This is a genomic window from Rhodobacter sp. SGA-6-6 (assembly GCF_011043545.1).
Taxonomy (GTDB): Bacteria; Pseudomonadota; Alphaproteobacteria; order Rhodobacterales; family Rhodobacteraceae; genus Pseudogemmobacter.
Window position 1 is genome coordinate 105,837 of the sequence record NZ_JAAKGP010000002.1, and the last position, 25,580, is coordinate 131,416.

Genomic DNA, 25,580 nt, shown 5'->3' on the forward strand with positions numbered 1-25,580 from the left:
ATATTTTATATAATCCGGAAGGCTCCACGTTGACCGGCTGGTGAGGACGCGCCAGACTGGCGGCCGTTCAGGAAAGCACGGACAAATGTCCAAGACAGATCAAGCCTATGAGACGTTGAAGCGGGACATCCTGTCGGGGGCGCTGGCCCCGGACGAGCCGCTGACCGTCGCCACCCTGACCGCGCGATATGGCTTCGGCTGGACGCCGCTGCGCGATTCGCTGTCACGGCTCGAAGGCGAGAACCTGGTCACGCTGGCGCGCAACCGCGGCTATCGGGTGGTCGGTGCCAGCTATGCCGAACTGCTGGACATCCAGCACACGCGGCTGGCGATCGAGACCCAGCTTCTGCGGGATTCGATCCGGCTGGGGGATGACGACTGGCAAAAGCGCGTGCTTCTGGCCCACCGCACCCTGTCGCGCGCGCCGGCCCTGCACACCGGCATGTCCGAGGCCGACTACGAGACCTTCGAGGCCGCGCATCAGGCGTTCCACCTGGCCCTTGTCGGCGGCGGCAACAGTCTCTGGCTGGCCCGGTTCCTCGACCAGCTCTATGCGCAGGTCCGCCGCCACCAGCGCCTGATCGTTCTGGGCCGGGCGGCGCTCTCCGACCCGCGAACCGATGCGGCGCTGCTGGCAACTCTTCATGCGGCATCCGCCATCGAGCATCACACCCGCCTGATGGACGCCGTTCTCGACCGCGACGAAGACCGCGCGGTTCAGCTGATGCGGGACCATATCGGCACGGTGCGGGTCAGCGCGTAGCCGAAGCTGGCCTGGGGCATCTGCGCCGCCCGCGACCCGCCGCCGCCAAGGTCCTTCGCCATCCCTCTCAGTCGAAGTGCAGCGGCGAGGGGCCTGTCCAGCCCGGCAGGAGATCCGGGCGGGCCGGGGCGAAGATCTCGTAGTAGACCGCACCCTCCGGGCCGGTGCCGACGGCTGCATGGCGCGAGCGCGCCGGGAAGAACACCATCTCCCCCGGCCCTGCGCTGCATTCCCTGCCGTCGATGACGAAGCGCATATTGCCTTCGGTCACCACGACGATCTGCTCCTGTTCGTGCCAGTGGGTCTTGCCGTCGAACTGCACGTCGGGGGCGGCCGTCATCCGCACCGCCGAGATCAGGCCGCCGCAGATTCCCTTGCGGGTCTGGCCTGCACGCAGGCCGCCGGCGCCGGGCAGGTCATTCCATTCTATCTTCATGTCATTCTTCCGGATTTCGCAGGAAGATGGCGCAGGACGCGCCACCTCCGGAGTCGTGCCGCGGGATACGGCCGGGTCAGTGGCCCGAACTGTCGCCGCCCTTGGAATAGAGATGCGGCAGGGCCAGGCGCTCGATAAGCTCGATCAGGTAGTAGAAGATGAAGCCGAGACAGGTCAGCGCGATGATGCCGCAGAACAGCAGCGGGGTATCGAGCGCGCCATTGGCGATCAGCAGCATGTAGCCGAGCCCGGCATCGCCGCCGACGAATTCGCCGACCACCGCGCCGACCACGGCCAGCGTGACCGAGATCTTCATGCCGGCGAAGATCGAGGGCAAGGCATCGGGGATGCGGATCAGCCGGAAGGTCTCGACCCCCGAGAGGCCGAGCGAGCGGGCCAGGTAGATCTTTTCCTTCTCGATGGCGCGCAGGCCCATCACCGTGTTGATGACGATGGGGAAGAAGGCGATCAGGAAGGCGATCAGCACCTTGGGGGCAAGGCCGAAGCCGAACCAGACGATGAACAGCGGGGCGACCGCGACCTTGGGAATGGTCTGGGCCGAGACGAGCAGCGGATAGACCGCCGTCGAGAAGGCCTTCCAGCGCACGATCCCCATGGCCAGCGGCACGCCGACCACCACGCTCATGCCGAAGCCCAGCATCACCTCGATGGAGGTGACCCAGCTCTGCTGCAGGATCAGTTCGATCCGGTTCACCATGGTGCGGGCGATCTCGGTCGGGGCGGGAAGCAGGTAGCGCGGAATCGAGAGGATCGCCGCCGCCGCCTCCCAGATCACCAGGATGGCGACCAGAAGCAGGATCGGCGCCAGAATCTGGTTGCGTTTCTGGCTGCTCTTCCGGGCGCGGTTCTCGGCTTGGACGCGGGCCTCCACCTCCTCCAGCGAGGGCGCGCGCGAATGCGAGGGTATGGGCATGCTTGTCATTGTCTCTTCTGTCTCCCTCAGCTTGCCAGTCGCTGGTCTTCCTCGCGGATCACGCCGCTTTCCAGGAAGACCTCGAGAATCTGGCGGCAGTATTCTGCGAATTCCGCGGTTCCGCGCGCTGCAAGCCGGCGCGGGCGCGGGATGTCGATGTCGATCACCTTGTCGATCTTGCCGGGACGCGGGGTCATCACCACCACGCGGTCGGACAGGAACACCGCCTCGGGGATGGAATGGGTGATGAAGGTCACGGTCATGTCCCGCTCGGCGACCATGCGCTGCAGGTCCAGCGTCAGCTGGTCGCGCGTCAGGGCATCCAGCGCCCCGAAGGGTTCGTCCATCAGCAGATGCGGCGGCTCGTGCAGCAGCGCCCGGCAGATCGACACCCGCTGGCGCATCCCGCCGGACAGCTGACCGGGATATTTCTTCTCGAAACCCTCCAGCCCGACGGATTTCAGCAGCGCCCGGGCGCGGCGCTCGGCCTGGGCCATGTCCATGCCGCGGGCTTCCGCCTGCAGCAGGACATTGCCCAGCACCGTGCGCCAGTCCAGAAGGACATGGCTCTGGAAGACGATGCCGATGTCGCTGCGGGCCGAGGTGACGGGCCGCCCCTCCACCTCGACCTGGCCGTTGGAATGCTCCAGCAGCCCCGCGGCGATCATCATCATCGTGCTCTTGCCGCATCCCGAGGGCCCGACCAGCGAGACGAACTCTCCCTTGTTCTGGGCGAAGGAGACGCGGTCGAGCGCACGCACCGGGCCGTCCGCGCTGGCATAGATCTTTGTCAGATCCCGCACTTCGAAATAGGGGGTCGTGTTCGTTTCGGACATTTGCGGTCTACCCTCGGAAAGCGGTTCTTGGTGTCGGATCAGGTCATTCGGGCTTCTGCGGGATGTAGTCTTCCGCAGTGGGCGCGAAGTCGTTGGTGTAGACCTGTGCGGTCTCGATCTGCTCGCCGGTCGTGTTCTCGTTCACGATGTCGACGGTGATCTTCCAGTCGCCCTCGTCCATCCGGCCGAGCGGCAAGCCCATCGAGGCCTCGGTCCCCCAGCTGATCCAAGACAGTTCCTGCTCGCGCCGGACGATGGCCGGGTCGGTCGCGGGCTGGTGCTTCATCACGATGTCGACGGTCTCGTCGGGATTGGCCCGGGCGTAGACGAAGCCCTTCACCGCGGCCTCGACGAAGGGGGCAATCAGGTCGGCCCTTTCGGCGATGGTGTCGTTGTGGACGATGATGCCCGCCCCCACGGTCGATATGCCGCAATCGGCGAACCACAGGGTGACCAGCTTCTTGTCGGTGTTCAGCTCCAGCGCCGGCAGCGAGGACTGGGCAAAGGCCGCGATGGAATCCACCTGTCCGGCCAGCAGCGCCGCCTCTTCCGAGACCTGGTCGACGTTGACGTTGCGCACCTTTTCGGCGTCGATGCCGCAGTTGCGGGTATAGGCCGGGAACTGCTGGTAGGCCGCGACGCCGGTCGGCAGCGCCAGGGTGCGGCCTTCAAGATCCTTGGGGCTTTCGATGCCCGAGCCTTCGATGGTGATGATCGCGGTCGGGTTGCGGCGGTAGATCGCCCCCACCATGCGGATGTCGACCCCCTGCGAGACCGAATTCGCCACGACGAACCCGTCGGAGAAGCCGAAGTCGGCCTGCTTGGCGCCGACGATCTGGGCCGTCGATCCCGATCCCTTGCCCTGGGTGATCGACACGTCCAGGCCGGCTTCCTCGAAGAAGCCCTTTTCCTTGGCGACGATGAAGCCGGCATTGGCGCCGGAATAGCCGGCATCGAGCTGCAGCGTGACGGCGGTCAGGTCCTGGGCGAGGACGGCGCCGGGGGCGCCGCCGAGCGCCAGCATGGCGCAGGCGGCGAGCCGCCCCCAGCTGAGGGTCTGGTAGGACATCGTGAACTCCCTGTTCATCGGTGGTTTGTTGGGACCCGGGCGGGTTGTTATTTCTTTTCCCAGGTGGCGAAGGCCATGCCGCAGCCGGTTCCGGCCGGGCTGCGATAGCAGGGGATGTAGTCGATGAGGTTCATCTTCATCCCCGAGACCACCCCGGCCAGTGCAGACCAGCAGCGGAATTCGGAATTGCCGGATTGCAGCTTGGCTTCCGGCAGGGCGGCGTGCAGTTCCACATCGTCCTTTTCCATCAGGTCGAGGAATTCGCGGTCGAATTTCTCGTCCACCACGAAATGGCTCAGCCCGCCGGTGGCGATGACGGCGACGCGCAGCGGCTCGTCCCAGCTTTCGATCGCCTCGCGGATGGCGGCGCCCAGTTCGAAGGCCCGGCGGGCAGGAATCTGGTTCGGCGGGAAGTAGGTGTTGATGGAAACCGGAATGACCGGATAGACCACATCGTCCATCACCCGCGTGTAGACATAGGCGAAGGCATGGGTCATGCCCTGCCCTTCCCGATAATACTTGGTGTGCGACACGTCGAACTTGCGGGCGATCAGGTCGCCGAGCAGACGCTTGGCCCGCGCGGAATCGACCGGATATTCCTTTTCCTCCTGCGGATACCAGTCGGCCTGACGCAGGGTCTCGTCATATTTCCAGACCATGATCCCCTCGGGGACATAGGGCAGCTTCTCGCCCCAGTGGACCGAGATCATGGGCATGTTGTCGTCCTTGAACACTTCCCAGTGATCGTCGGCGATCATGACGACCAGATCGGGCCTGGCCTCCTGCAGCAGGCGCTTGGTCTCGGCGATGCCGGCCTGGTTGCGGGCATGGCGCTCGGCCAGGACGTCCGCGCTGATCTCGTCGGCCATGCTGGCGGGGGTCTTCGCCAGCAGCTCGTCGTAGGTGACCCGCTTGCCGTCGAAATCGTAAAGCGCGTGCACACTGACATCGTCGCTCTTGCCACGGGCCAGCCACGCGCCCGGCTCCATCAGGAGCGTGGGGCTGTGGGACGTGGCGATAGCGAGGACCAGTTCCGCCATGATTTTTCCTTTCCGTCAAAGAAGAAGTTCACGCTGCGCCCGTCTTTCCGCAGCTGTCGCCGCGGCGGAATTCCGGCTTCCGGCTACAGGCGATGCGTGATCGGCACGCCGCTCCGAGTAAGATACATCATTGGACCACCGAACACATCCCAACGGTATACCAGAACGGAAACCTGTCAAGCCCCAAGTCTCCGGCGGCGTCGGGTCACTGGTGAAATCGCAAATTATCCATCCGAAGCTCAGGTATTCGGCCGTCGCCATCGGCCCTGCTGCGCGATGCGGGCCGGGAGCGCGCCCCTCGCCGCGAATCGGCGCGCAGCCGGATCGCCGTGACAGAAATGCGGACCGCGCGCAGATCTACCGGCGCGCGGAAAGGCTGCCCTGCCTGTCGGCGGGCCGGTCAGACCACAGTGACCTCAAGCGCGGGCAGGCCGTCCACCTCGGCCCGGATGCGGTCGCCGCGCCGGACATCGCCCACCCCGGCCGGGGTGCCCGCGAAGATCAGGTCCCCCGCCGCCAGCTCGAAATAGCGCGACAGATGGGCGATGATTTCGGGCACCTTCCAGATCATCTGGGCCAGATCGCCTTCCTGCCTTTGGCTGCCGTTCACCAGCGCCCGGATGCCGCCGCGCATCGGATGGCCCGACACCGCCGCCGGCACGATTTCCCCGACCGGCGCGGAATGCTCGAAGCTCTTGCCGATCTCCCAGGGGCGGGCCGCCTTCTTCGCCTCGGCTTGCAGATCGCGGCGCGTCATGTCCAGCCCGACCGCATATCCGAACACACGCTCCAACGCCCCGGCCTCGGGAATGTCGCGGCCGCCCGACGCCAAGGCGACCACCAGTTCGACCTCATGGTGCAGGCTCGCGGTGCCGGGCGGGTAAGGCAGGTCCCGGCCCGGAAGCAGGACGGAATCGGGGTTCTTCTGGAAGAAGAACGGCGGCTCGCGGTCCGGGTCATGTCCCATCTCGATCGCATGGGCAGCGAAGTTGCGCCCGATGCAATAGATCCTGCGCACCGGGAAAAGCCCGGAAGACCCCATGACCGGCACGGCCGGAACCGGCGGCGGGGCGAAGACATGGGACGGGGATTGCGGCTGCACCTGATTTGCTCCTGTGGTGGAATCCGGGAAGGCCCGGGGGTCAGTCGAGGCTTTCGATGACGCCGCCGGTCCGGCCGGGGCGCCAGTATCCTTCCGCCGCGATGTCCTCGCGGGCCATGCCGGCCGCCATCAATCCGCGCCGGATCGCCTGCACCGGGCCGGTCTGGCCGATGACGCAGGCCTGACCCTGCCCGGGCGGGCGCGGGAATTCCAGCACCTGGCCGATGAATTCCGCGTGTGGCGACCCGCCCCGACCGCGCAGGACCCAGGTCAGGGCGGCTCCGGGGCGGATCGCGGCCTCCATGCGGTCCTCCGGGTCCGCGATCTCCACGAACGCCCGGGCGGTGGCCCCCGCGGGCAGGGTTTCCAGCATGTGCAGGATCGCGGGCATCGCCGTCTCGTCTCCTGCCAGGAGATACCAGTCCCGCCCCGGCCACAGCCGGACCGGACTGCGCGGACCGCGGGCGCGGACCCGGTCGCCCGCCACGACAGAGCGCGCCCAACGGGGACCGGGCGTATCGCCGTGCAGCAGCACGTCCACGTCCATCCGCCCGGCCGCACGGTCGAGGCCGCGGATCGTGTAGTCGCGCTCGCCCACGCCGTCGCGCCCGCAGGGCACCGCGATCCGCAGGGCCTGGCCCGGCGCATAGTCGAACCGCGCCAGATCGGGACAGGTCAGGCCGATCCGCATCATCCTCGGCGCCACCAGCGCCGAGTCGAGGACGGTGAACTCCCATTCCGCAAGGCTGCGGCGGGCGGGCGGAGGATCGGTCGTCATCCGGGACCTCGTGTCGTTCCGGTCGGAGGGGTGCCCCAGCCGCCGGTCAGATGCTGGGGATCAGCCCGCCATCCACCCGCAGCACGGTGCCGGTGATGTAGGAGGCGCGCTCCGAGGCCAGGAAGGCCACCGCATCGCCATATTCCTCGGGGCGGCCATAGCGCCCGACCGGGATCGTGCCGGTCGAGGCGGCCTGCACCTCTTCGAGGCTTCGCCCCTCGCGCTTGGCGCGCTGCTCGTCCAGGAAGGTGATGCGCTGCGTGGCGACCCTGCCGGGCAGCACGATGTTCGAGGTGACGCCATCGCGCCCGACTTCGCCGGCAAGCGTCTTCGACCAGGCCACCAGGCTGGCGCGCAGCGTGTTCGACAGGCCGAGGTTGGCGATCGGCGCCACCACGCCGGAAGAGGTCGAGGTGATCACCCTGCCCCAGCCGCGGGCGCGCATCCCGGGCAGGACCGCGTCGGTGATCAGGATGACCGACTGCACCATCGACTGGAAATGCCGCAGCCAGACCTCGCCGGGCTGGCCCGAGACCGGCGTCGGCGGCGGGCCGCCGGTGTTGTTGACCAGGATGTCGACCGGGCCGAGGCCGGATTCGACCGCGGCCAGCCGGTCCGGGATCGCCGCGTGGTCCGACAGGTCCCAGACCAGCGCCATGGCACGGCCGCCGGCGCTGCGGATCGCTTCGGCCCGCGCCTCTGCCGCCTCGGCGGCGATGTCGGCGACCGCGACCGCGGCCCCCTCCGCGGCGAGGGCCGTGGCGATGGCGCCGCCGAGCCCGCCACCGGCGCCGAACACAAGGGCCACCTTGCCCCGAATTCCCAGATCCATCTTCTTCCTCCATCTGCCGCCCCGGCCGTCCGGGGGTTCTTGTCGCCCCGGGCGGATGCCGCCCGCCCGGGCCTTTCGATCACAGGGTGCCGCGGAAGCTGCCGCCGTCCATCAGCAGGTTCTGGCCCGTCACATAGCCCATGCGGGCCGAGGCGAAGAAGGCGCAGGCCGCGCCGAAATCGTCGGGGTCGCCGAAGCGTCCCGCCGGTATCCCGGCCAGGCGGTCGGCCATCGCCTCCTCTTCCGGAACGCCCTTTTCGGCCGCGATGGTCCGGGCGGTCAGGTCGAGCCGCTCGGTGCGGAACGCGCTCGGCAGCAGGTTGTTGATGGTCACGCCATGCCGCACCACCTCGCGCGAGAGCCCTGCGACGAAGCCGGTCAGCCCCGCCCGGGCGCCGTTGGACAAGCCAAGCCCCGGAAGCGGCGCCTTCACCGCGCCCGAGGTGATGTTGATGATGCGCCCGAAGCCGCGCGCGGTCATGCCGTCGATCACCAGCCGGATCAGGTCGATCGGGGCCAGCATGTTCAGCTCCAGCGCCCGGTGCCAGTCGGCCGCCGACCAGTTGCGGAAATCGCCGGGCGGCGGGCCGCCCGCATTGGTGACGAGGATGTCGACCTGGCCGACGCCGGCGACCAGCCGGGCGCGATCCGCCTCGGACCGCATGTCGGCCGCCGTCCAGCCGACCTCGGCGCCGCAGGAGGCGCGGATCGCGGCGGCGGCGGCGGCAAGGCCCGCCTCGCCGCGCGCGGTGATGGTCACGGCCACCCCTTCCTGCGCCAGTGCCCTGGCGCAGGCGAAGCCGAGCCCCTTGCTGCCCCCGCAGACGAGCGCACGGCGCCCTGCCAGGCCAAGATCCATGTCTGCCTCCCTAAGCTCGGGAATGCGCCGGCGGCGCGTCAGTATCCCAGACGCTTCACGATGGCGCCGAGCGCCTCCCTATCCGCGGCGCCCAGGTCCAGCAGCGGCGCGCGCACATGGCCGCCGACCCAGCCGCGCAGCGTCATCGCCGCCTTGGTGGTCTGGGGCTGACCCTTCTTCAGGGCGAAGGCGCGATATTCCTGCCAGGAATGCTGCATCGCACCGGCCTTCTTCGCATTGCCCTCGGCCAGTTCGTGATAGATCGCATGGATCAGCTCCGGGAAGGCGCAGCTGTTGGTGCTGCTGACGCCGTCGAAACCGGCTGCAATCGGCCCCAGCATCTGCAGGTCGGAGGCGCAGAACAGCTTCAGCCGCCCCTTCACCCGGCCGAGGATGTCGTCCACCACCAGCGGATGCAGCGCCCCCTGCTTCATGGCGATGACGCCCTTCACCCCGGCCAGCCGCTCGATCAGCGCAGGCGACAGCGTGATGCCGACCCCCGGCGCGTTGTAGATCATGATGGACCGCGAGATCTTCGACATCTCCTCGAAGAAGGCGACGATATGGTCGTCGTTCACTTCCGAGACATAGGGCGGCATGACCATGGGCACTTCGCCCAGGTCTTCGGCCAGGGCAGTCAGTTCGCGCACCACCCGCGGGTCCGAGTCGGCGGTGCAGAGCAGCAGCGGCACGCGACCTGCGGCCACCTCCACCGCGCGGCGAAACAGGTCCGCGCGCTCGGCTGTATCCATGGTGGCGAATTCGCCGTAGGTCCCGCCGATCAGCAGCCCGTCGAACCCCTGCGCGATCACCCGCTCGATGGCGTCGGCGAAGGCCGCACCGTCAATGGCGCCATCGGCCGAAAAGGGCGTGACGGTGATGTTGAACAGGCCGGAAAGCCGGTCGGCCCTGTCGTTGCTGCTGGTCATCTTCTTGCTCCGGGATCAGATCGCAGAAGGCCCTTCCGGCCGCGCCCCACACAGGCGTGCATGGGCCAAGGCTGGCGAGGAACTTCCATTAGAGTGTTGAATTTTCTTGCTCGACTCGCATTTCCAGTTTGGTATACCAATGAAATAACTATGGCGCAACCTGTTTGGATCACAAGTCGGCCAACCGAATCCTGAGCCGTGATCCCATGCTTCCGGCGGCGCTTCCTCCTTGACGAGAAAGGCAGAATTCAAATGAAGACATGCGATCTCCTGATCCGCAACGCATGGGTCATCGACGGCACGGGGGCGCCGGGCCGTCCCGCCGATGTGGCGGTGCGGAACGCCCGGATCGAGGCTGTCGGCACGCTGCCGGACTACGAGGGACACACCTGCATCGACGCGGAAGGCAAGGCGCTTGCCCCGGGTTTCATCGACGTCCACACCCACGACGACCAGGTGCTGCTGTCGAATCCGCTGCTGCCGAACAAGATCAGCCAGGGCGTGACGACGGTGATCACCGGAAACTGCGGCTTCTCGCTGGCGCCGGTCGACATCCGGGCGACCGAGGGGCGCGCCTGGCCGATGTCCTTCGGCCTCTTGGGCGCGCGCGAGGGCTATGCCTTCCCGGACTTCGCCGGCTATCTCGACGCGCTGGAAGCCAGCCCCTCGGCGGTCAACGCCGGCGTCCTGGTCGGCCATTCGGCGCTGCGCTACGGCGCCATGGACCGGCTGGACCGCGAAGCCACCGCCGACGAGACGGCCAGGATGTGCGAAGCGATGGAGAAATGCATGGAGGCCGGCGCGCTCGGCCTGTCCTCCGGGCTGCATTATCCGCCTGCCAAGGCCTCGGCGACCGAAGAGGTGATCGAGATCGCCAGGGTGGTGGGCCGCCACGGCGGCATCTACACCACCCATATGCGCAACGAGGCCGACGACATCGACCCGTCGATCGAAGAGGCCCTGCGCATCGGGCGCGAGGGCGACGTGCCGGTGCAGATCTCGCACCACAAGCTGATCGACGCCAGGAACCATGGCCGCTCGGTCGAGACCCTGGAACGCATCGAGCGGGCGCGCGAGGAACAGACTGTCGCCATCGACGTCTATCCCTACAACGCCGGCTCCACCGTGCTCGACCCCGGCCGCTGCGACGGCCGCTACAAGGTGATCGTCACCTGGTCCACGCCCTTCCCCGAGATGGCGGGCAGGACCGTGGCCGACATCGCCGAGGAATGGGGGGTCGACGGGGTCGAGGCCGGCAGGCGCCTGCTGCCCGCCGGGGCAATCTACTTCATGCTGTCCGAAGACGACGTGCAGCGCATCCTGTCGCGCCCCTATGCGATGATCGGGTCGGACGGCCTGCCCCATGACGAACGCGCCCACCCCCGGCTCTGGGGCACCTTCCCCCGCGTGCTGGGGCATTACTGCCGCGATCTCGGCCTTTTCCCGCTGGAAGAGGCGGTGCGGCGGATGACCTCGCTGGCAGCGGAGTCGTTCGGACTGAAGGACCGCGGCGTGATCCGGCCCGGAGCCTGGGCCGACCTGACGCTCTTCGATCCCGGGACGGTGATCGACCGGGCGGACTACCAGAATGTCGACGGTGTCAGCGATGGTATACTGATGGTCGTTGTCAACGGAGAGACCGTCTGGCAGAATGGCAAACCTACCGGCAACCGGCCCGGGCGGGTGTTGCGGCGGCAGGGACGGATCGGCCATGGCCTGCACCGGCAGAACCGGCGGCCTGCCGGTCTTCCGGCCCGATGACGCGGACGCCTTCCTGCGCTTTGCCCGGGACGTGTCGCGGAACGGGGATTGCGCGACCGGACCGGGCGGGGGCGGGTCGGACGACAACAACGCAACCGGGACAGACAAGAGACGGATGATGGAGAGCACTGCCCTGTCGAACAAGTCGGCCTCCCCCCCCGAGGCCGACGGCCGAAGCCTTTCCGAGGTCGCCTATGACACGCTGATCGAGCGGATCATGAACCTGAGCCTCAAGCCCGGCCAGATGATCAACGAGCGGCTGCTCAGCATCGACATGAACATCTCGCGCACGCCGGTGCGGGAGGCGCTGACCCGGCTGGAATCCGAAGGCCTGGTCACCCGCTACAACGGGCGGCTGATCACCATCCGCAACTTCTCCTTCCACGAGATCGTCTGCATCTTCTATGTCCGCAAGCTGCTGGAAACCGAAGCGGCGCGGCTGGCGGCCTCGCGCATCTCGGACGAGACGCTGGAAAAGCTGGAAGGCATGTTCTCCGACCAGATGGGCAGGCCGGTGCCCGAACTCGGCAACCACTGGGATGCCGACGACCTGCTGCATGGCGACATCGCCGAGGCCACCGGCAACTCCACGTTGGCCGAGATGATCAAGAACCTGCGCCGCAAGACCCGCATCTTCAGCATCAAGCGGATGCCCGAGCGTTTCGTGCCCGGCAGCCGGGAGCATCTCGACATCATCGAGGCGCTGCGCAAACGCGACCCCGAGGCCGCCGCAGCCGCCATGGAGCGGCATCTGGAGAACAGCAAGCAGAGCATCCTCAACGTGATGAGCACCTTCTGATCCTGCCGATCCCGTTACGATGGACCCGATCCCAGCGGGCAACCCCGCGGGAGACCGGGGATGACCGGGCGCAGGATGGCCGTCGGCCACCGGCGGGATATGGCGGGGAAATCCAGTCGCCGGCCAGATGGCTCGGGCCTGCGCTCTGGACCAGACCATATCTGGCCCGAATCCCCTCCGCCACGACCTTGTCGCAGTCGATCCGGGCGGCCCCCTCGACGCCTTCCCGCAGCGGAAGCTGGCCGACGGGACGATGGAGCGGGGCTACACCTCTCCGTTCCATCCGTTCGGGCGCAAGTTGAAGACCCCTTGATCACCCCGTTCCAGAAAACTGCGCTGCTGCAAATCTTCGTGTCGCACGCTGCAAAATTTCGTGTCGCGCTACAATCGCACGGGCTGTCCGACGGGAGAGAAGGCATTTCCCTGCAAATCCGCGGCCGTCAGGGAATGGCAGGGAAATCAGGATCCAGACCGTCCCTTCGCCAACGAAGACCGGGCGCGCGAAATCGCGGATTCAAGGGGAGATAGGTGTGCGCGGAGACGGGGAATGCGTCTCCGATACCACGCAAGCGGCGGAAATGACGGAGAAATTCCTCCGGTTGATTCAATGGGTTAGATAGCCGGAGAATGGATGGCGGAGTGGAAGGGATTCGAACCCTCGAGACGGTTCCCCGCCTGCACCCTTAGCAGGGGTGTGCCTTCGACCACTCGGCCACCACTCCGCCTGCCCGTTTATCGGGGCGCGCGGGCGGGGGCAAGGGGGAAAGGTCGGGCATGATCGGGGCCAAGGATGATGCCGAACGGCAGTCGCGGCGCCTTCGGCCCCCAGTCCCAGACTGTAGTTCGGCACGATCTGGCCCAAGTCGCCGCGCGAGGGACGAGACCGGGCAGGCCCGGCGGATGCAGATGTATGAAATATCGTAGTCACGTCCACACGCGCGGGACCCTCCGCAGGGGAGCGGAGATCACGTTGGACCGTCCCAGGTCCTGCACGCGGAGAGGACAGCTTCAGCCTGAAAGCGGAAGCGGAACGCCGGACCGGGGCGGGCAACTCTTGCGGGAGGACAGCCGGGCAGACCTGTCCCGCAAAGGCGGAAGCGCGGCGCTGTCTCGCCGCCGCCCGCACCCGCCGCGAGACCGCATTGCGCCGGAGGTGCTGCCCCCTGCCTCGCTCCCTCAGGCGTTGAACAGGAAGTGCAGCACGTCGCCGTCCTTGACCTCGTAGGTCTTGCCCTCGACGCGGAACTTGCCGGCTTCCTTGGCGCCGGCCTCGCCCTCGCCGGCAACGTAGTCCTCGTAGGCCACCGTCTCGGCGCGGATGAAGCCCTTCTCGAAATCGCCGTGGATCACGCCGGCCGCCTGCGGGGCCAGCGTGCCCCTCTGGATGGTCCAGGCGCGGGCCTCCTTCGGGCCGACGGTGAAATAGGTCTGCAGGCCGAGCAGGTCGTAGCCCGCCTTGATCAGCCGGTCCAGCCCGGCCTCGTGCAGGCCCATCTCTTCGAGGAATACCTGAGCGTCCTCGGGCGGCAGTTGCGCCAGCTCCTCCTCGATCCGGGCGGAGATCACCACCACCCCGGCGCCTTGGCCCGCCGCCATCTCGGCCACGCGGGCGGACCGGGAATTGCCGGTGGCGGCGGAGCCTTCCTCGACGTTGCAGACGTAGAGGACGGGCTTGGCGGTCAGCAGCTGCAGGAGGCGCCAGGCGCGGGCGTCGTCCTCGGACACCTTCACGCTGCGGGCGGGGCGGCCCTCGGCCAGCGCCTTCTCGGCCAGTGCCAGCAGACGGTCCTGGTCGGCGGCCTCCTTGTCGCCGCCCTTCAGCTTGCGGGCGAGGTTGGCGCGGCGGCGCTCGATCGAGTCGAGGTCGGCCAGCATCAGCTCGGTCTCGATGGTCTCGGCATCGGCCACCGGGTCGATCCGGCCCTCGACATGGGTGATGTCGCCGTCCTCGAAGCAGCGCAGCACATGGGCGATGGCGTCGCATTCGCGGATATTGGCGAGGAACTGGTTGCCGAGCCCCTCGCCCTTCGAGGCGCCGCGGACGAGGCCGGCGATGTCGACGAAGGTCATCCGGGTGGGAATGATCTGCTTCGAGCCGGCGATGGCGGCCAGCACCTCCAGCCGGGCGTCGGGAACGGCGACCTCGCCGACGTTCGGCTCGATGGTGCAGAAGGGGAAGTTGGCGGCCTGCGCCGCGGCGGTGCGGGTCAGCGCGTTGAAGAGGGTGGACTTGCCCACATTCGGCAGCCCGACGATGCCCATCCTGAAACCCATGCTGCCCTCCATTGGCGCTGCGCCGCGAACGGGGCGCTTCTACGGGGGGCGGGGGGAAGGATCAAGGTTTCCCGGCACAGGGTCGCGGAGCGGCGATCGGATGCAATTGCGGAAGATGATCAACCACACCTCCCTACGCTGGAGCGGGCGGGATCAGGCGAGGCACTGCCTCGCCCCCGCCCGTGCGCGGCGGCAGCACCCGGAGACATTGGCCATGCTAAACCCCGAGAGGCCAGCGCCCGACCCGGCGGGCGAGAAGCGCCCGCCGAGGGCGGGGCGGGCGCTGGCCGGGCCTTGGGGGCCCGGCCGGTCCAAGTTGCAACCGTTGCGCCGTGGCGAAGGCACGCGCCTTCGCCATGGCAATGGGAGAAACGGCAAGAGCGAAACCCGCCAATCCCGGCTCCGCCGACCGGCCCCCCGTTGCCCGACCCGCCGATTCCCCTTTACCCTGCACGGATACCAGCGGGAGAACGGCGATGTCCTTCGACCCCTATCTCCACTTCCAGGGCAATTGCCGCGAGGCGATGACCGCCTACCGGCAGATCTTCGGCGGCACGCTGACCATGATGGGTTATGCCGAGGCGCCGGATGCCACCGCCGAGATGAAGGCCTCGTCCCTCGTCATGCACGCCACGCTGGCGGCCGGCGGGCGCAGCCTGATGGCCTCGGACTTCCCGCCCGGCCATGCCGGAGAACCGCAGCAGTCGGTGACGATCAGCCACGAGGCCGGATCGGATGCCGAGGCCCGCCGCATCTTCGCCGCCCTGGCCGAGGGCGGCGCGGTGATGATGGACTACCAGCCGACCTTCTGGTCCGACGGGTTCGGGATGCTGAAGGACCGCTTCGGCACCCATTGGATGGTCTCGGCGCCCTGGCGCCAGCAGGGGTGAGCGCTTGCCCCATCGCCCGCGCAGCGAGTTTTCGTCGAAAACTCGGACAGGACGGGTTTTCGACGAAAACCCGAAGCCCCGCCCCCATTGATTTCCCCTGCCCCGCCATGGCAGATGCCAAGGGGGATGGCAGGGGATGCAGATGACCAGGATCGACGACACCTTCGCGCGGCTGAAAACCGAAGGGAAGAAGGCCTTCGTCGCCTATGTCATGGCCGGCGACCCGGACGAGGCCGCCTCGCTGGAGGTGGTGAAGGGCCTGCCCGGAGCCGGGGTGGATATCATCGAACTGGGGATGCCCTTCACCGACCCGATGGCAGACGGTCCGACCATCCAGGCCGCGGGCCAGCGGGCGCTGGAGGCCGGCATGACCATGGACCGGGTGCTGGCGATGGTCCGCACCTTCCGGGCCGGGGATAACAGGACCCCGATCGTGCTGATGGGCTACTACAACCCGATCTATTCCCGCGGCGTCGACCGCTTCCTCTCCGAGGCCAAGGAGGCCGGGATCGACGGGCTGATCGTCGTCGACCTGCCGCCCGAGGAGGACAGCGAGTTGTGCCTGCCGGCGCAGGCCGCCGGGCTGAACTTCATCCGGCTGGCGACGCCGACCACCGACGACAGGCGGCTGCCGAAGGTGCTGCAGAACACCTCCGGCTTCGTCTATTACGTCTCGATCACCGGGATCACCGGGGCGGCCTCGGCGCAGGCCACCGATGTCGGGCCGGAGGTGGCGCGGATCAAGCGCTCCACCGACCTGCCGGTGATCGTCGGCTTCGGCATCACCACGCCCGAGGCGGCGAAGACCATCGCCGGGGTGGCGGACGGCTGCGTCGTCGGCTCGGCCATCGTCAAGGACATCGGCGAGGGCAAGGCCCCGGCCGAGGTGCTGGCGAAGGTGAAGGCGCTGGCGACCGGGGCGCATTCGGCCTGAGCCCCCGCCGAAATCCGCGCGGATTTCGGCACGATTTCCGCGCGGAAATCATCGTGGCGGCGAATTGCGCCGCCCCCTGAACATCGGTAAAGACTTCTGACCAGTTCCGACTGTTCCGGGGAAAGCCATGCCCGTCATCACCTGCATTGAGGACCTCAAACGCCTGCACCGCAGGCGCACCCCGCGGATGTTCTGGGACTATTGCGAGTCCGGCAGCTATACCGAGCAGACCTTCCGCGACAACTGCTCCGATTTCTCCCTCATCCGGCTGCGGCAGCGGGTGGCGCGCGACCTTTCCGACCGCGACACCTCGGGCACGATGCTGGGGCAGCCGGTGACGATGCCGGTGGCGCTGGCTCCGGTGGGCAGCTGCGGGATGCAATATCCCGACGGCGAGATCCTCGCCGCCCGCGCCGCCGCCCGCTTCGGGGTGCCCTTCACGCTCTCCACCATGTCGATCTGTTCCATCGAGGATGTGGCCGAACATGCCGGCCCCGGCTTCTGGTTCCAGCTCTACGTCATGCGCGACGAGGATTTCGTCGATGCGGTGATCGAGCGGGCGAAGAAGGCCGGCTGCTCGGCGCTGGTGCTGACGCTGGACCTCCAGGTCCTGGGCCAGCGCCACAAGGACCTGAAGAACGGCCTGACCAGCCCGCCGCGGCCGACGATCCCCAACCTGCTGGACATCCTGCGGCGGCCCCGCTGGGCGCTGGCGATGGCGCGGACGCCGCGGCGGCAGTTCCGCAACATCGTCGGCCATGTGAAGGGGGTGACCGACCTCGCCGACCTGACCGCCTGGACCAACGAGCAGTTCGATCCGAAACTGGACTGGAGCAAGGTCGCCCGCATCCGCGACCAATGGGGCGGCAAGCTGGTGCTGAAGGGCGTGCTGGACGCCGAGGACGCGCAGATGGCGGTGGACGCCGGCGCCGATGCCGTGGTGGTCTCCAACCACGGCGGCCGGCAGCTGGACGGCGCGCTGAGTTCCATCCGCGCCCTGCCCTCCATCGTCCGGGCCGTGGGCGGCCAGACCGAGGTCTGGCTGGATTCCGGCATCCGTTCGGGCCAGGACGTGCTTAAGGCGCTGGCCCTGGGGGCCACCGGCACGATGATCGGCCGCGCCTACCTGCACGGCCTGGGCGCCATGGGCGAGGCCGGCGTGACCGCGGCGCTGGAGGTGATCCGCAAGGAGATCGACATCACCATGGCGCTCTGCGGCGAGCGGAGGCTGCGGGATGTGGGTCGACACGATCTGCTGGTGCCGGAGGATTTCGAGGGGCGGTGGGGGTAGGCGCGCGGCGGCATGTCTGCTTCGCAGGATATTGCGGTCATCCGCGCGCAACAGAGGCCAGTGCCCGACCGCGGGTGGGCGCCTCCGACGGTGCGTAGCAGGCGCTTTATGGTGCGGCCTCTCCTTCGGCCCGAGCGGAGAACCGACGGCGCAGAAGCGCCCGCCCGGGGGGCGGTCGGGCGCTGGCCGGGGGCGCTGACGCGCCTGTTGACCCGGCCGGAGCTTCATCGGGAAGGTAACGCCAAGGCGCCCCATGTCCGGGGTCTCGTCACTCAAACCACCCCGCGCGCCTTCAGCAGCGCCTGTTCGTCGCCCGACATCCAGCCGAAGACCTTCGGCTCCCCATTCAGCACCTGCACGAGGTAATGGACCTCGAAGTCGATCTCCGTCTCCGGCAGGTCGTCGCGGGCATAGACCGCGGTCCAGGCGACATGGGCCAGACAGTGCCAGTCGTCGATGCAGGCGACATGCAGGTGTCGGATGCGCATCTCTCGGGTGCCGATGCTGCGGTAATATTCGTAGCCGGCCCGCATCGCCTTCAGGAACTCCGCGTCGTTCTTGCCGGTGGCGATGCCGGCCGGGGTGGCGGCGATGAACTCGGGGGCGTAGAGCGCGGCGGCTTCCTCCGGGTCCGGCTCGCCGGCCAGCGACCGGGCGAAGAAGCCGGCGTAGCGCTCGAACAACTGTCTGACGGCCTGTTCCATGGCTCCTCCTGTATCCGGGGCATCGGGGGATATGGGGGTTCCGGGCATTGGAGGCTAGGGAGGGTCGACATCTGCGGCGGGTGCCGGCCGGGCGGGACAAGGCGAGGCACTGCCTCGCCCCCGCCCGTGCGCGGCGGGTGCCCCGGAGACGGTGACCGTGAGAGACCACATAGGCCAGCGCCTGCCCGGGCGGGCGAGAAGCGCCCGCCGAGGGGCGGGCGGGCGCTGGCCGGGTGCTTTGGGCACCCGGCCAGACAGGGGGAACCGTCGTGCTGTGGCGAAGGCGATGGCCTTCGCCAAGATCGCCGGAACTCCCGCCCGCGCCTCCCCTCTCGCCCCTTGCAATTTGATCAAATCCTGCGGCATAGTGCGCGCCATCATCCCCAGCCGCGAGAGCCGGACAGATGCCCGCCGAGACCATAGCCGGGGTCCGCCAGAACCGTCTTCAGGCCTTCGCCGCGCGCGAGGCCGCCGCCTATGCCAGGGCCCGGCCCAAGGCCGCCGCCGCACTGGCGAAGGGGGCGGGCAATTTCCTCTCCGGCGTGCCGATGCACTGGATGGCCGACTGGCCGATGCCGCATCTGCCGCTGGTCGCCAAGGCCCATGGCTCAAGGATCGAGGACATCGACGGCAACAGGCTGGACGATTTCTGCCTCGGCGACACCGGCAGCATGTTCGGCCACTCCCCTGCCCCGGTGGCGAAGGCCATCCGCCACCAGGCCCGCCGCGGCCTGACCTACATGCTGCCGACCGAGGCCGCGCTGGACGCGGGCCAGCTGCTGACCGACCGCTTCGGCAGGTTCCGCTGGCAGATCGCCACCACCGCCACCGACGCCAACCGCTTCGCCCTGCGCGTCGCCCGCGCCGTCACCGGCCGGCCCAAGGTGCTGGTGTTCAACGGCTGCTACCACGGCACCGTCGACGAGACCATGGTGACGCTTCAGAACGGCCGCACCGTCAACCGCCCCGGCCTTCTGGGCCAGTTCGCCGACCTGACCGGCAGCGCCGCCTGCGTCGAGTTCAACGACCTCGCCGCGGTCGAGGCCGCGCTGGCCACCGGCGAGATCGCCGCCATCCTGACCGAGCCGGTGATGACCAATTCCTGCATGGTCCTGCCCGAGGCCGGCTTCCACGACGGCCTCCGCCAGCTCAGCCGCCGCCATGGCGCGCTGCTGATCATCGACGAGACCCATACCATCTCGTCCGGCCTCGGCGGCTATACAAGCGTCCATTCGCTGTCCCCCGACATGTTCGTCGTCGGCAAATGCGTGGCCGGCGGGATGCCCACCGCGGTCTGGGGCATGACAGACGAGATCGCGCAGCGATACGAGGAGGTGAACGCCGGCCGCCCCTCGGGCCATTCCGGCATGGGCACCACGCTTTCGGCCAACCCGATGCAATTCGCCTGCCTGGTCGCCACCCTCTCCGAGGTGATGACGGAAGACGCCTATGCCCATATGGAAAAGGGCGCCGAGCGGCTGAGCCATGGCCTCGCCAAGGCGATCAAGGCCCATGGCGCCCCCTGGCACGTCGTCCGCGTCGGCGCGCGGGTGGAGTTCATCTGCGCCCCCGGCCCCCTGCGCAACGGCACCGAGGCCGGCTTCGCCCACCAGCCGCAGCTGGAGGCGGCGCTCCACACCGGGCTGATCAACCGCGGCAGCCTGATCGCGCCCTTCCACAACATGATGCTGGTCAGCCCGGCAACGAAGAAGGCCCAGATCGACCGCCTGATCGCCGGCTTCGACTCCCTCCTGACCGACCTTTTCGCGAAAGCCTGACATGACCGAGACCAGCCCCTCCGGCTCCACCCCCGCCGAGGCCGAAGCCTTCCTTGCCGCCCACCCGGACATCGAGGCCTTCGACATCGTGCTGCACGACGCCAACGGCATCGGCCGCGGCAAGATCATCCGCCGGCACGAGCTGCTGTCCTTCTACAAATCCGGCCGGCACCTGCCGATCTCGATCCTCGGCTTGGACATCTGCGGCGAGGATGTCCACGAGACCGGGCTGATCTGGGATCAGGGCGACGGCGACCTGCGGGCCTGGCCGATTCCCGGCACCCTGGTGCCGCTGCACGGGACCAACCCGCCCCGCGGCGAGGTCTTCATGTCGATGTATACGCTGGACGGCCAGCGGATGACCTCGGACCCCCGCCACGCGCTGCAGCGGCAGGTGGATGCGCTGGCCGCCGAAGGGCTGCACCCCGCCGGCGCCTTCGAGCTGGAGTTCTTCCTGCTGGACAACGAGCGCGGCCCGGACGGCAAGATGCAGCCCGCCCGCGACGTGCTGGACGGGCGGAAATCGTGGAAGACCGAGGTCTATTCGGTCGACCACCTGCACGGGATGCTGCCGCTGTTCTCCGACATCTACGCCAGCGCGAAGAAGGCCGGGATCACCGCCGAGACGCTGATCTCCGAATACGCCCCCGGCCAGTATGAGCTGACCCTGCACTACCGCACCGACGTGATGCAGGCCGCCGACGACCTGATGCGGCTGAAGCGGATCGTCCGGGCGCAGGCCCGCGCCCATGGCGTGACCGCCTGTTTCATGGCCAAGCCGAACGAGAATTACGCCGGCTCGGGGATGCATTTCCACGTCTCCATGCTGGACGATGCGGGGAAGAACGTCTTCGTCGAGGCCGAAGAGGGCAGGTGGAACCCGGCGATCCTGCACGCCCTCGGCGGGTTGAAGGAGACCATGGCGGAATCGATGCTGGTCTTCGCCCCCCACGCCAATTCCTGGCGCCGCTTCGCCTCGCAAAGCTACGCCCCGGTCTCGCCTTCGTGGGGGGTAAACAACCGCTCGGTGGCGCTGCGGATTCCGGCGGGCGACATCAAGGCCCGGCGGATCGAACATCGCCCGGCGGGGGTGGACGCCAACCCCTATCTGGTGGCGGCCACCGTGCTGGCCGGCATCCGCCGCGGCATGGCGCAGCAGACCGACCCGGGGCCGGAAGTCACCGGAAACGCCTATGCCGAGACCGCCGATGCCGCGGCGATCCCGACCGACTGGAAATCGGCGATCGAGGCGGCGAAACGCTCGGACTTCCTGAAGGACGCCTTGGGCGAGGACATGCACCGCACCTTCACCGCGATCAAGGCCGCGGAATATGCCCGGGTGATGCGGACGGTCTCCGAAGTGGACTTCGACCTCTACCTACACACGGTCTGACCCGGATTTTCGCCGAAAATCCGTAATTCACAAGTTTTCGACGAAAACTCGGGACCCTACGCCTGCCGCAAAGCCTCCGCGATCAGCCCCGGCACCCGCGGATCCAGCCCCACCGGCGGCAAGATGCGTCCCTGGAATCCCGCCCGGGCCAGCGCCTGCGGCAGGTCCTCCTCCACATGCCCGCCCGCCATGGCGAAGAACGGCAGGCAGGCGGAACCGGGGCAGTAGCCGGTGGCGGTTTCCAGCCGCGGGCTTTGCTCGATGAAGGCCGCCGCCGCCGGGATGCCGGTCTCGGCCGCGATCCGCGCCGCCATCCGGTCGGCGATGGCCGCCGGCGCGCGCGACTTGAACGACCCATGCGCCGCCAGCAAGATCCGCTCCGCTCCGCTGTCCCGCGCCAGCGCGACGGTCAGGTCCTGCAACGCCGGCAGGCTGCCCAAGGGGGGCAGCAGCCGCCAGCCCTCGGCCCCCGCTGCCCGCAGCCGCGCCGGGATCTGCGCCCCGGTGAACCAGCCCCCGGCCATGAAAAGCGGGAAGACCATCCCAGGTTCGCCCGCGGCCTCGGCCTCCAGCCGCCCCGGCTCGGCCAGCGTGGCGGCGCGGACCTGCCAGCCGGGCAGGCCTTGGGCCACCTGCGCCGCCAGCCGGTCCAGCGCCGCGGCGGCCGGCAGCGGGTCCGAGGGCTGGCCATGAGCGACGATCAGCACCCGGCTCACGGTGCGGCCGCCCCGGAGAGGAGCGGCGCCGTCACCGCCTCGCGGCAATGGTCGATGAAGGCGCGGATGGTCAGCGCGCTGGTCGCCCCCTCGGCCAGCACGAGGCCGAGGCTGAGGGGATCGGCGCCGTGCAGCGGCACATGGCGCAGCTGCTGGCCATCAGGGGCAAGGGCCGACTGCGGGCTGATATTGGCGATGGAATAGCCGAAGCCGTTCGCCACCATCGCCCGCATCACCCCCATGTCCCGCGTCCGCTCCACCACCCGCGGGCGCAACCCGTGGGGGCGGAAGACCTCCATGAAGTAGTCGGTAGAGAAGGGCAGGTCCAGCAGCACCATCGGATGCGGGGCGAGGTCCTGCGGGGTGACGTGGTCCCGCCCGGCCAGCGGATGGTCGGGCGGGACCAGCGCATAGGGCGGCAGGCTCAGCAGCGCCACGAACTCCAGATCGGCGGGGATGTCGAGGTCGTAGGTCAGCGCCACGTCCAGCCGCGCCTGCCGGATGCCGTCCAGGATCTCGGCCTGGTGGCGCTCATACTGGCGGAAGTCCACCTGCGGATAGCGGGTGACGAAGCTGCGCCGCAGCCGAGGCAGCACCACCTGGGCGAAGGTGACCAGGCAGCCGACCGACAGGGGGCCCCGCACCTGCCCGGTGATGCCGTTGGCCAGGTCGTTCAGCCGCCCCGCCGCCGCCAGCACCGCGCGGGCCTCGTCGACGAACTGGCGACCGCCCTGGGTCAGCGACAGGCCCTGCGCGTGGCGGCGGACGAAAAGCTGCAGGCCGAACTCCTGCTCCAGCTGGGCGATGGCGGCGCTGATCGAGGGCGAGGAGACGTTCACCCGCTCCGACGCCGCGGCGATGGAGCCGGTCTCGCCCACGGCGACCAGGTATTCCAGCTGTCGAAGGGTGAAGCGCAGCGGCATCCCGCAGGTTTAGCGGCGCCGCCTCCGGTGCGAAAGCCTGTTCGTCGCGCTATTCGTCGCCGGGCACGCCGTAGGAGGGCGCCCATTCCGGGTCCTTCGCCCGCTGGATATAGGCGGCCATCTGCGGCTGATAGACCTGCCAGGCCCGGGCTACCTCCTCGATCGGCGTCGCGGCCTCGGACCAGTCGGCGCGCAGCCAGGCGACCGGCCAGCTCTCCCGGTCCACCACCAGCAGCCCGGCGGAATGCACCGGCCCGGCCTCTCCCCCGGCCGCAGCCCCGGCCTGCAACCCCGCCACCAGCCGGTCGCCGAAGCTGCCTTTTGCGGCCGCGAACCCCGCCAGCATCGCCGCTGGCACGCCCTCGTCCGCCAGCAGGTTGCCCCCGGCGATGGCGCCCTCGCCTTCCGCCAGCGCCCAGACCCCCAGCGTCTTCGCGCCGGAATGGCTGGCGAACCGGCCCTGCGCATCGACGCAGAGCAGCTGGCGATACTCCACATGCGCCGCCTGCGCCACCACCGCCGCCATCGCCTCCGCCGCCGAGGCCCCGGCTTCCATCAGGTCCAGGAGCTTCGGTCCCAGCGTCGGGTCGGTGATGTTCTGCGTCGCCGCCACCCCCACCCCCGCCCGGGCATGGGCGCAGCGCGCCGCCACCGCCGGAGAGGAGGAGGAGATCACCATTCCGAAGGCGCCGGTCTCCGGGCAGCGGGCGAGAAGCGAGAAGGTCATGCGCAGGCTCCTTGCGGCAGGCCGCCGGGGGCGCTTCGCCCCCCGGACCCCCCGAGGATATTTATGGACAGATGAAAACTGGAAGACCCCTTCCCTTTCATCTGTCTGAAAATATCCCACGGGGGTCCGGGGGTGTGAAACCCCCGGCTTTCGACGGTTCAGTCCGGGATGACGGCGGTCGCGTCGATCTCGACCAGCCAGCTTGGCCGCGCCAGCGCGGTCACCACCACCCCGGTCGAGACCGGATGCACGCCCTTGATGTATTCGCCCATGGTCCGGTAGACCGCCTCGCGGTGGCGCACGTCGGTCAGGTAGACCACGACCTTGCACAGGTGCTCCATCCGGCCGCCGCATTCCTCGATCAGCTGCCGGATGTTCTGCATCACCTTGTGGGTCTGCTCCACCGGGTCGTGGCTGCCGATGTCCCTGGCGTCGTCCAGGTTCTGCGGGCATTGGCCGCGCAGGAAGATCGTGGTGCCGCGGGCGACCACGGCCTGGCACAGGTCGTTGTCCAGCTTCTGCTCGGGGTAGGTGTCCTTGGTGTTGAACTTGCGATGGCGCTTGTGGGCCATGATGGTCCTTTCTTGCAGGTCTAGCTCTGCGCCTCGGGGATCTTCGAGGCGATCCAGCGGGCGAAATCGTAGTTCGGGCGCTCCAGATGCGACAGCGCCCCGGGGGCGGAGAGGCCGGCGCAGAGGCCGCGGTAGACCCGCTCGACGCAGCCCTTGTCCTCGACGTTGACGTCGTCCAGCAGCGCCTTGACCCCCTTCAGATGCTCGGCGGCCTGCGGGTCGGCCATCCAGTCGGCGCTCATCCCGCCGCCGAACAGCACCTGCACCTTGCCCGGCCCCTTCGGCGTCAGCGAGAGATACCAGAAATAGCCGGGCGTCAGGGTGATCAGCAGCGAAGGGTAGATCGCCAGCAGCCAGGTGATCCGGCGGTCGTCGCCCGTGAGCGCGGTGTTCGACGGATGCGCCAGCGCCAGCGGCACCAGGTCGTTCTTGACGATCCAGTGGTAGTTGAAGGCCTCCTCGCCCTCGGGGCATTCCATCTTGTTCAGGTCGGAGGCGCCGCCGATGGTGCCGGCGTGGCAGACCGGCAGGTGGTAGCTTTCCATGAAGTTCTCGGCCAGCACCTTCCAGTTGGTGGCCCATTCGAATTCCTCGCGGAAGACTTCCGTGTAGGTCTCCATCGGCAGGTGGCCGACCAGCCGGTCCACCCCGGCCAGCGTCTCGGACGGCGGCGGGGCGTCGGGGTTCAGCGTCACCATGATCCAGCCGCGCCAGTCCTCGACCCGGATCGAGGGCAGGCGCACGTCTTCCTTGCAGAAGGTCTCGTTGCGCGCCATCGCCGGGGCGCCGCGCAGCGAGCCGTCCAGATTGTAGGTCCAGGCGTGATAGGGGCAGACGATGCTGCGGCGGTTGCCGCGGCCCTCCAGCAGCGTGCTCATCCGGTGGCGGCAGACGTTGGACAGCCCGCGCAGGCTGCCGTCGCGGTCGCGCAGGATGATCACCGGCTCGCCGGAGATTTCCATCGTCATGTAGTCGCCGGGGTCGGGCAGCGCCTCGGCCCGGCCGGCGCAGAGCCATTCGCGGCCGAAGATGTGCTGCTGCTCCAGCTCGGCGAAACTGGCGGAGGTATAGACCGATTTCGGCATCGCCTGCGCGCGGTCGAAGGGCTGGGCGACATTGGCGCGCAACTCGGCGAGGGCGGGATCGTGCAGGGTCATGGCGGCCTCCGGGGATCGGGCGGGTGGCGGGTCGGAAAAGAGATTGCCGGGATTCAGCTTTGGAAAAAAAGGATGGATTGGCG

25 protein-coding genes and 1 tRNA gene are annotated in these 25,580 nt (G+C 68.4%); 8 read left to right on the forward strand and 18 right to left on the reverse strand.

Annotated elements, in window-relative coordinates; all coding sequences use genetic code 11:
- Window positions 1-85: 85 nt before the first annotated feature.
- The gene (locus G5B31_RS03780; protein WP_165013958.1) at window positions 86-763 is read left to right on the forward strand and encodes a GntR family transcriptional regulator; all 678 of its coding nucleotides are present in this window, start codon (window positions 86-88) and stop codon (window positions 761-763) included.
- Between the two features lie 67 nt (window positions 764-830).
- Here the strand turns inward: G5B31_RS03780 and G5B31_RS03785 are convergent, their stop codons facing one another.
- The 10 genes from G5B31_RS03785 to G5B31_RS03830 all read right to left on the reverse strand — a co-directional run bounded on the left by G5B31_RS03785 (window position 831) and on the right by G5B31_RS03830 (window position 9,578).
- On the reverse strand, window positions 831-1,199 hold the full coding sequence (locus G5B31_RS03785; protein WP_165013960.1) for a cupin domain-containing protein: 369 nt from the start codon (window positions 1,197-1,199) through the stop codon (window positions 831-833).
- Window positions 1,200-1,275: 76 nt separating this feature from the next.
- On the reverse strand, window positions 1,276-2,133 hold the full coding sequence (locus G5B31_RS03790; protein WP_165013962.1) for an ABC transporter permease: 858 nt from the start codon (window positions 2,131-2,133) through the stop codon (window positions 1,276-1,278).
- A 26-nt stretch (window positions 2,134-2,159) separates the two neighbouring features.
- Window positions 2,160-2,969, reverse strand: a complete 810-nt coding sequence (locus G5B31_RS03795) for an ABC transporter ATP-binding protein (RefSeq protein WP_165013964.1) — start codon at window positions 2,967-2,969, stop codon at window positions 2,160-2,162.
- A gap of 43 nt (window positions 2,970-3,012) precedes the next feature.
- Complete coding sequence (locus G5B31_RS03800) at window positions 3,013-4,038, reverse strand: ABC transporter substrate-binding protein (RefSeq protein WP_165013966.1); 1,026 nt, start codon at window positions 4,036-4,038, stop codon at window positions 3,013-3,015.
- 47 nt (window positions 4,039-4,085) lie between these two features.
- Window positions 4,086-5,078, reverse strand: coding sequence for a hypothetical protein (locus G5B31_RS03805; protein ID WP_165013968.1), 993 nt, complete (start codon window positions 5,076-5,078; stop codon window positions 4,086-4,088).
- 400 nt (window positions 5,079-5,478) lie between these two features.
- A complete protein-coding gene (locus G5B31_RS03810) occupies window positions 5,479-6,120 on the reverse strand; it encodes a fumarylacetoacetate hydrolase family protein (RefSeq protein WP_165014783.1) in 642 nt (213 codons plus the stop codon).
- Between the two features lie 100 nt (window positions 6,121-6,220).
- On the reverse strand, window positions 6,221-6,958 hold the full coding sequence (locus tag G5B31_RS03815) for a siderophore-interacting protein (RefSeq protein WP_165013970.1): 738 nt from the start codon (window positions 6,956-6,958) through the stop codon (window positions 6,221-6,223).
- 46 nt (window positions 6,959-7,004) lie between these two features.
- Window positions 7,005-7,790, reverse strand: coding sequence for an SDR family oxidoreductase (locus G5B31_RS03820; RefSeq protein WP_165013972.1), 786 nt, complete (start codon window positions 7,788-7,790; stop codon window positions 7,005-7,007).
- A 79-nt stretch (window positions 7,791-7,869) separates the two neighbouring features.
- The gene (locus G5B31_RS03825) at window positions 7,870-8,649 is read right to left on the reverse strand and encodes an SDR family oxidoreductase (protein ID WP_165013974.1); all 780 of its coding nucleotides are present in this window, start codon (window positions 8,647-8,649) and stop codon (window positions 7,870-7,872) included.
- A 38-nt stretch (window positions 8,650-8,687) separates the two neighbouring features.
- Window positions 8,688-9,578: a dihydrodipicolinate synthase family protein gene (locus tag G5B31_RS03830; RefSeq protein ID WP_165013976.1), complete on the reverse strand. Its 891-nt coding sequence runs from the start codon at window positions 9,576-9,578 to the stop codon at window positions 8,688-8,690.
- Window positions 9,579-9,830: 252 nt separating this feature from the next.
- Here G5B31_RS03830 and G5B31_RS03835 point away from each other — a divergent pair, with 252 nt between their 5' ends.
- Together G5B31_RS03835 and G5B31_RS03840 are read left to right on the forward strand one after the other, a co-directional pair.
- The gene (locus G5B31_RS03835) at window positions 9,831-11,339 is read left to right on the forward strand and encodes an amidohydrolase family protein (protein ID WP_165013979.1); all 1,509 of its coding nucleotides are present in this window, start codon (window positions 9,831-9,833) and stop codon (window positions 11,337-11,339) included.
- A 118-nt stretch (window positions 11,340-11,457) separates the two neighbouring features.
- On the forward strand, window positions 11,458-12,138 hold the full coding sequence (locus tag G5B31_RS03840) for a GntR family transcriptional regulator (RefSeq protein ID WP_165013981.1): 681 nt from the start codon (window positions 11,458-11,460) through the stop codon (window positions 12,136-12,138).
- Between the two features lie 632 nt (window positions 12,139-12,770).
- Here the strand turns inward: G5B31_RS03840 and G5B31_RS03845 are convergent.
- Together G5B31_RS03845 and ychF are read right to left on the reverse strand one after the other, a co-directional pair.
- Window positions 12,771-12,860 (reverse strand) — tRNA-Ser (locus tag G5B31_RS03845).
- A 454-nt stretch (window positions 12,861-13,314) separates the two neighbouring features.
- A complete protein-coding gene (ychF, locus tag G5B31_RS03850) occupies window positions 13,315-14,412 on the reverse strand; it encodes a redox-regulated ATPase YchF (protein WP_165013983.1) in 1,098 nt (365 codons plus the stop codon).
- A gap of 476 nt (window positions 14,413-14,888) precedes the next feature.
- Here ychF and G5B31_RS03855 point away from each other — a divergent pair, with 476 nt between their 5' ends.
- The 3 genes from G5B31_RS03855 (at window position 14,889) to G5B31_RS03865 (ending at window position 17,527) form a co-directional block, all read left to right on the forward strand.
- On the forward strand, window positions 14,889-15,302 hold the full coding sequence (locus G5B31_RS03855) for a VOC family protein (protein WP_165013985.1): 414 nt from the start codon (window positions 14,889-14,891) through the stop codon (window positions 15,300-15,302).
- Between the two features lie 142 nt (window positions 15,303-15,444).
- Window positions 15,445-16,236, forward strand: coding sequence for a tryptophan synthase subunit alpha (gene trpA, locus G5B31_RS03860; protein WP_165013987.1), 792 nt, complete (start codon window positions 15,445-15,447; stop codon window positions 16,234-16,236).
- Between the two features lie 127 nt (window positions 16,237-16,363).
- A complete protein-coding gene (locus G5B31_RS03865; RefSeq protein ID WP_165013989.1) occupies window positions 16,364-17,527 on the forward strand; it encodes an alpha-hydroxy acid oxidase in 1,164 nt (387 codons plus the stop codon).
- Between the two features lie 272 nt (window positions 17,528-17,799).
- On the opposite strand, the gene G5B31_RS03870 is transcribed toward G5B31_RS03865, so the two are convergent.
- Complete coding sequence (locus G5B31_RS03870; protein ID WP_165013991.1) at window positions 17,800-18,231, reverse strand: nuclear transport factor 2 family protein; 432 nt, start codon at window positions 18,229-18,231, stop codon at window positions 17,800-17,802.
- Between the two features lie 404 nt (window positions 18,232-18,635).
- Between G5B31_RS03870 and G5B31_RS03875 the strand changes: the two genes are divergently transcribed.
- Window positions 18,636-20,009: an aspartate aminotransferase family protein gene (locus G5B31_RS03875; RefSeq protein WP_165013993.1), complete on the forward strand. Its 1,374-nt coding sequence runs from the start codon at window positions 18,636-18,638 to the stop codon at window positions 20,007-20,009.
- 1 nt (window position 20,010) lies between these two features.
- On the forward strand, window positions 20,011-21,402 hold the full coding sequence (locus tag G5B31_RS03880; protein WP_165013995.1) for a glutamine synthetase family protein: 1,392 nt from the start codon (window positions 20,011-20,013) through the stop codon (window positions 21,400-21,402).
- A 56-nt stretch (window positions 21,403-21,458) separates the two neighbouring features.
- Here the strand turns inward: G5B31_RS03880 and G5B31_RS03885 are convergent, their stop codons facing one another.
- The 5 genes from G5B31_RS03885 to G5B31_RS03905 form a co-directional block, all read right to left on the reverse strand.
- Window positions 21,459-22,118: a CbiX/SirB N-terminal domain-containing protein gene (locus G5B31_RS03885; RefSeq protein WP_165013997.1), complete on the reverse strand. Its 660-nt coding sequence runs from the start codon at window positions 22,116-22,118 to the stop codon at window positions 21,459-21,461.
- On the reverse strand, window positions 22,115-23,041 hold the full coding sequence (locus G5B31_RS03890) for a LysR substrate-binding domain-containing protein (RefSeq protein ID WP_165013999.1): 927 nt from the start codon (window positions 23,039-23,041) through the stop codon (window positions 22,115-22,117). The genes G5B31_RS03885 and G5B31_RS03890 overlap by 4 nt, the downstream gene beginning before the upstream one ends.
- Window positions 23,042-23,090: 49 nt before the next feature.
- Window positions 23,091-23,768, reverse strand: a complete 678-nt coding sequence (locus G5B31_RS03895) for a DUF1028 domain-containing protein (protein ID WP_165014001.1) — start codon at window positions 23,766-23,768, stop codon at window positions 23,091-23,093.
- Window positions 23,769-23,926: 158 nt separating this feature from the next.
- The gene (locus tag G5B31_RS03900; RefSeq protein WP_165014003.1) at window positions 23,927-24,340 is read right to left on the reverse strand and encodes a RidA family protein; all 414 of its coding nucleotides are present in this window, start codon (window positions 24,338-24,340) and stop codon (window positions 23,927-23,929) included.
- Between the two features lie 20 nt (window positions 24,341-24,360).
- Window positions 24,361-25,497: an aromatic ring-hydroxylating dioxygenase subunit alpha gene (locus tag G5B31_RS03905; RefSeq protein WP_165014005.1), complete on the reverse strand. Its 1,137-nt coding sequence runs from the start codon at window positions 25,495-25,497 to the stop codon at window positions 24,361-24,363.
- Window positions 25,498-25,580 lie beyond the last annotated feature (83 nt).

Coding starts and splice junctions, on each gene's coding strand:
- G5B31_RS03780 (WP_165013958.1), top strand. CDS start 86: ATGTCCAAGACAGATCAAGCCTATGAGACGTTGAAGCGGGACATCCTG.
- G5B31_RS03785 (WP_165013960.1), bottom strand. CDS start 1,199: ATGAAGATAGAATGGAATGACCTGCCCGGCGCCGGCGGCCTGCGTGCA.
- G5B31_RS03790 (WP_165013962.1), bottom strand. CDS start 2,133: ATGCCCATACCCTCGCATTCGCGCGCGCCCTCGCTGGAGGAGGTGGAG.
- G5B31_RS03795 (WP_165013964.1), bottom strand. CDS start 2,969: ATGTCCGAAACGAACACGACCCCCTATTTCGAAGTGCGGGATCTGACA.
- G5B31_RS03800 (WP_165013966.1), bottom strand. CDS start 4,038: ATGTCCTACCAGACCCTCAGCTGGGGGCGGCTCGCCGCCTGCGCCATG.
- G5B31_RS03805 (WP_165013968.1), bottom strand. CDS start 5,078: ATGGCGGAACTGGTCCTCGCTATCGCCACGTCCCACAGCCCCACGCTC.
- G5B31_RS03810 (WP_165014783.1), bottom strand. CDS start 6,120: ATGGGGTCTTCCGGGCTTTTCCCGGTGCGCAGGATCTATTGCATCGGG.
- G5B31_RS03815 (WP_165013970.1), bottom strand. CDS start 6,958: ATGACGACCGATCCTCCGCCCGCCCGCCGCAGCCTTGCGGAATGGGAG.
- G5B31_RS03820 (WP_165013972.1), bottom strand. CDS start 7,790: ATGGATCTGGGAATTCGGGGCAAGGTGGCCCTTGTGTTCGGCGCCGGT.
- G5B31_RS03825 (WP_165013974.1), bottom strand. CDS start 8,649: ATGGATCTTGGCCTGGCAGGGCGCCGTGCGCTCGTCTGCGGGGGCAGC.
- G5B31_RS03830 (WP_165013976.1), bottom strand. CDS start 9,578: ATGACCAGCAGCAACGACAGGGCCGACCGGCTTTCCGGCCTGTTCAAC.
- G5B31_RS03835 (WP_165013979.1), top strand. CDS start 9,831: ATGAAGACATGCGATCTCCTGATCCGCAACGCATGGGTCATCGACGGC.
- G5B31_RS03840 (WP_165013981.1), top strand. CDS start 11,458: ATGGAGAGCACTGCCCTGTCGAACAAGTCGGCCTCCCCCCCCGAGGCC.
- ychF (WP_165013983.1), bottom strand. CDS start 14,412: ATGGGTTTCAGGATGGGCATCGTCGGGCTGCCGAATGTGGGCAAGTCC.
- G5B31_RS03855 (WP_165013985.1), top strand. CDS start 14,889: ATGTCCTTCGACCCCTATCTCCACTTCCAGGGCAATTGCCGCGAGGCG.
- trpA (WP_165013987.1), top strand. CDS start 15,445: ATGACCAGGATCGACGACACCTTCGCGCGGCTGAAAACCGAAGGGAAG.
- G5B31_RS03865 (WP_165013989.1), top strand. CDS start 16,364: ATGCCCGTCATCACCTGCATTGAGGACCTCAAACGCCTGCACCGCAGG.
- G5B31_RS03870 (WP_165013991.1), bottom strand. CDS start 18,231: ATGGAACAGGCCGTCAGACAGTTGTTCGAGCGCTACGCCGGCTTCTTC.
- G5B31_RS03875 (WP_165013993.1), top strand. CDS start 18,636: ATGCCCGCCGAGACCATAGCCGGGGTCCGCCAGAACCGTCTTCAGGCC.
- G5B31_RS03880 (WP_165013995.1), top strand. CDS start 20,011: ATGACCGAGACCAGCCCCTCCGGCTCCACCCCCGCCGAGGCCGAAGCC.
- G5B31_RS03890 (WP_165013999.1), bottom strand. CDS start 23,041: ATGCCGCTGCGCTTCACCCTTCGACAGCTGGAATACCTGGTCGCCGTG.
- G5B31_RS03895 (WP_165014001.1), bottom strand. CDS start 23,768: ATGACCTTCTCGCTTCTCGCCCGCTGCCCGGAGACCGGCGCCTTCGGA.
- G5B31_RS03900 (WP_165014003.1), bottom strand. CDS start 24,340: ATGGCCCACAAGCGCCATCGCAAGTTCAACACCAAGGACACCTACCCC.
- G5B31_RS03905 (WP_165014005.1), bottom strand. CDS start 25,497: ATGACCCTGCACGATCCCGCCCTCGCCGAGTTGCGCGCCAATGTCGCC.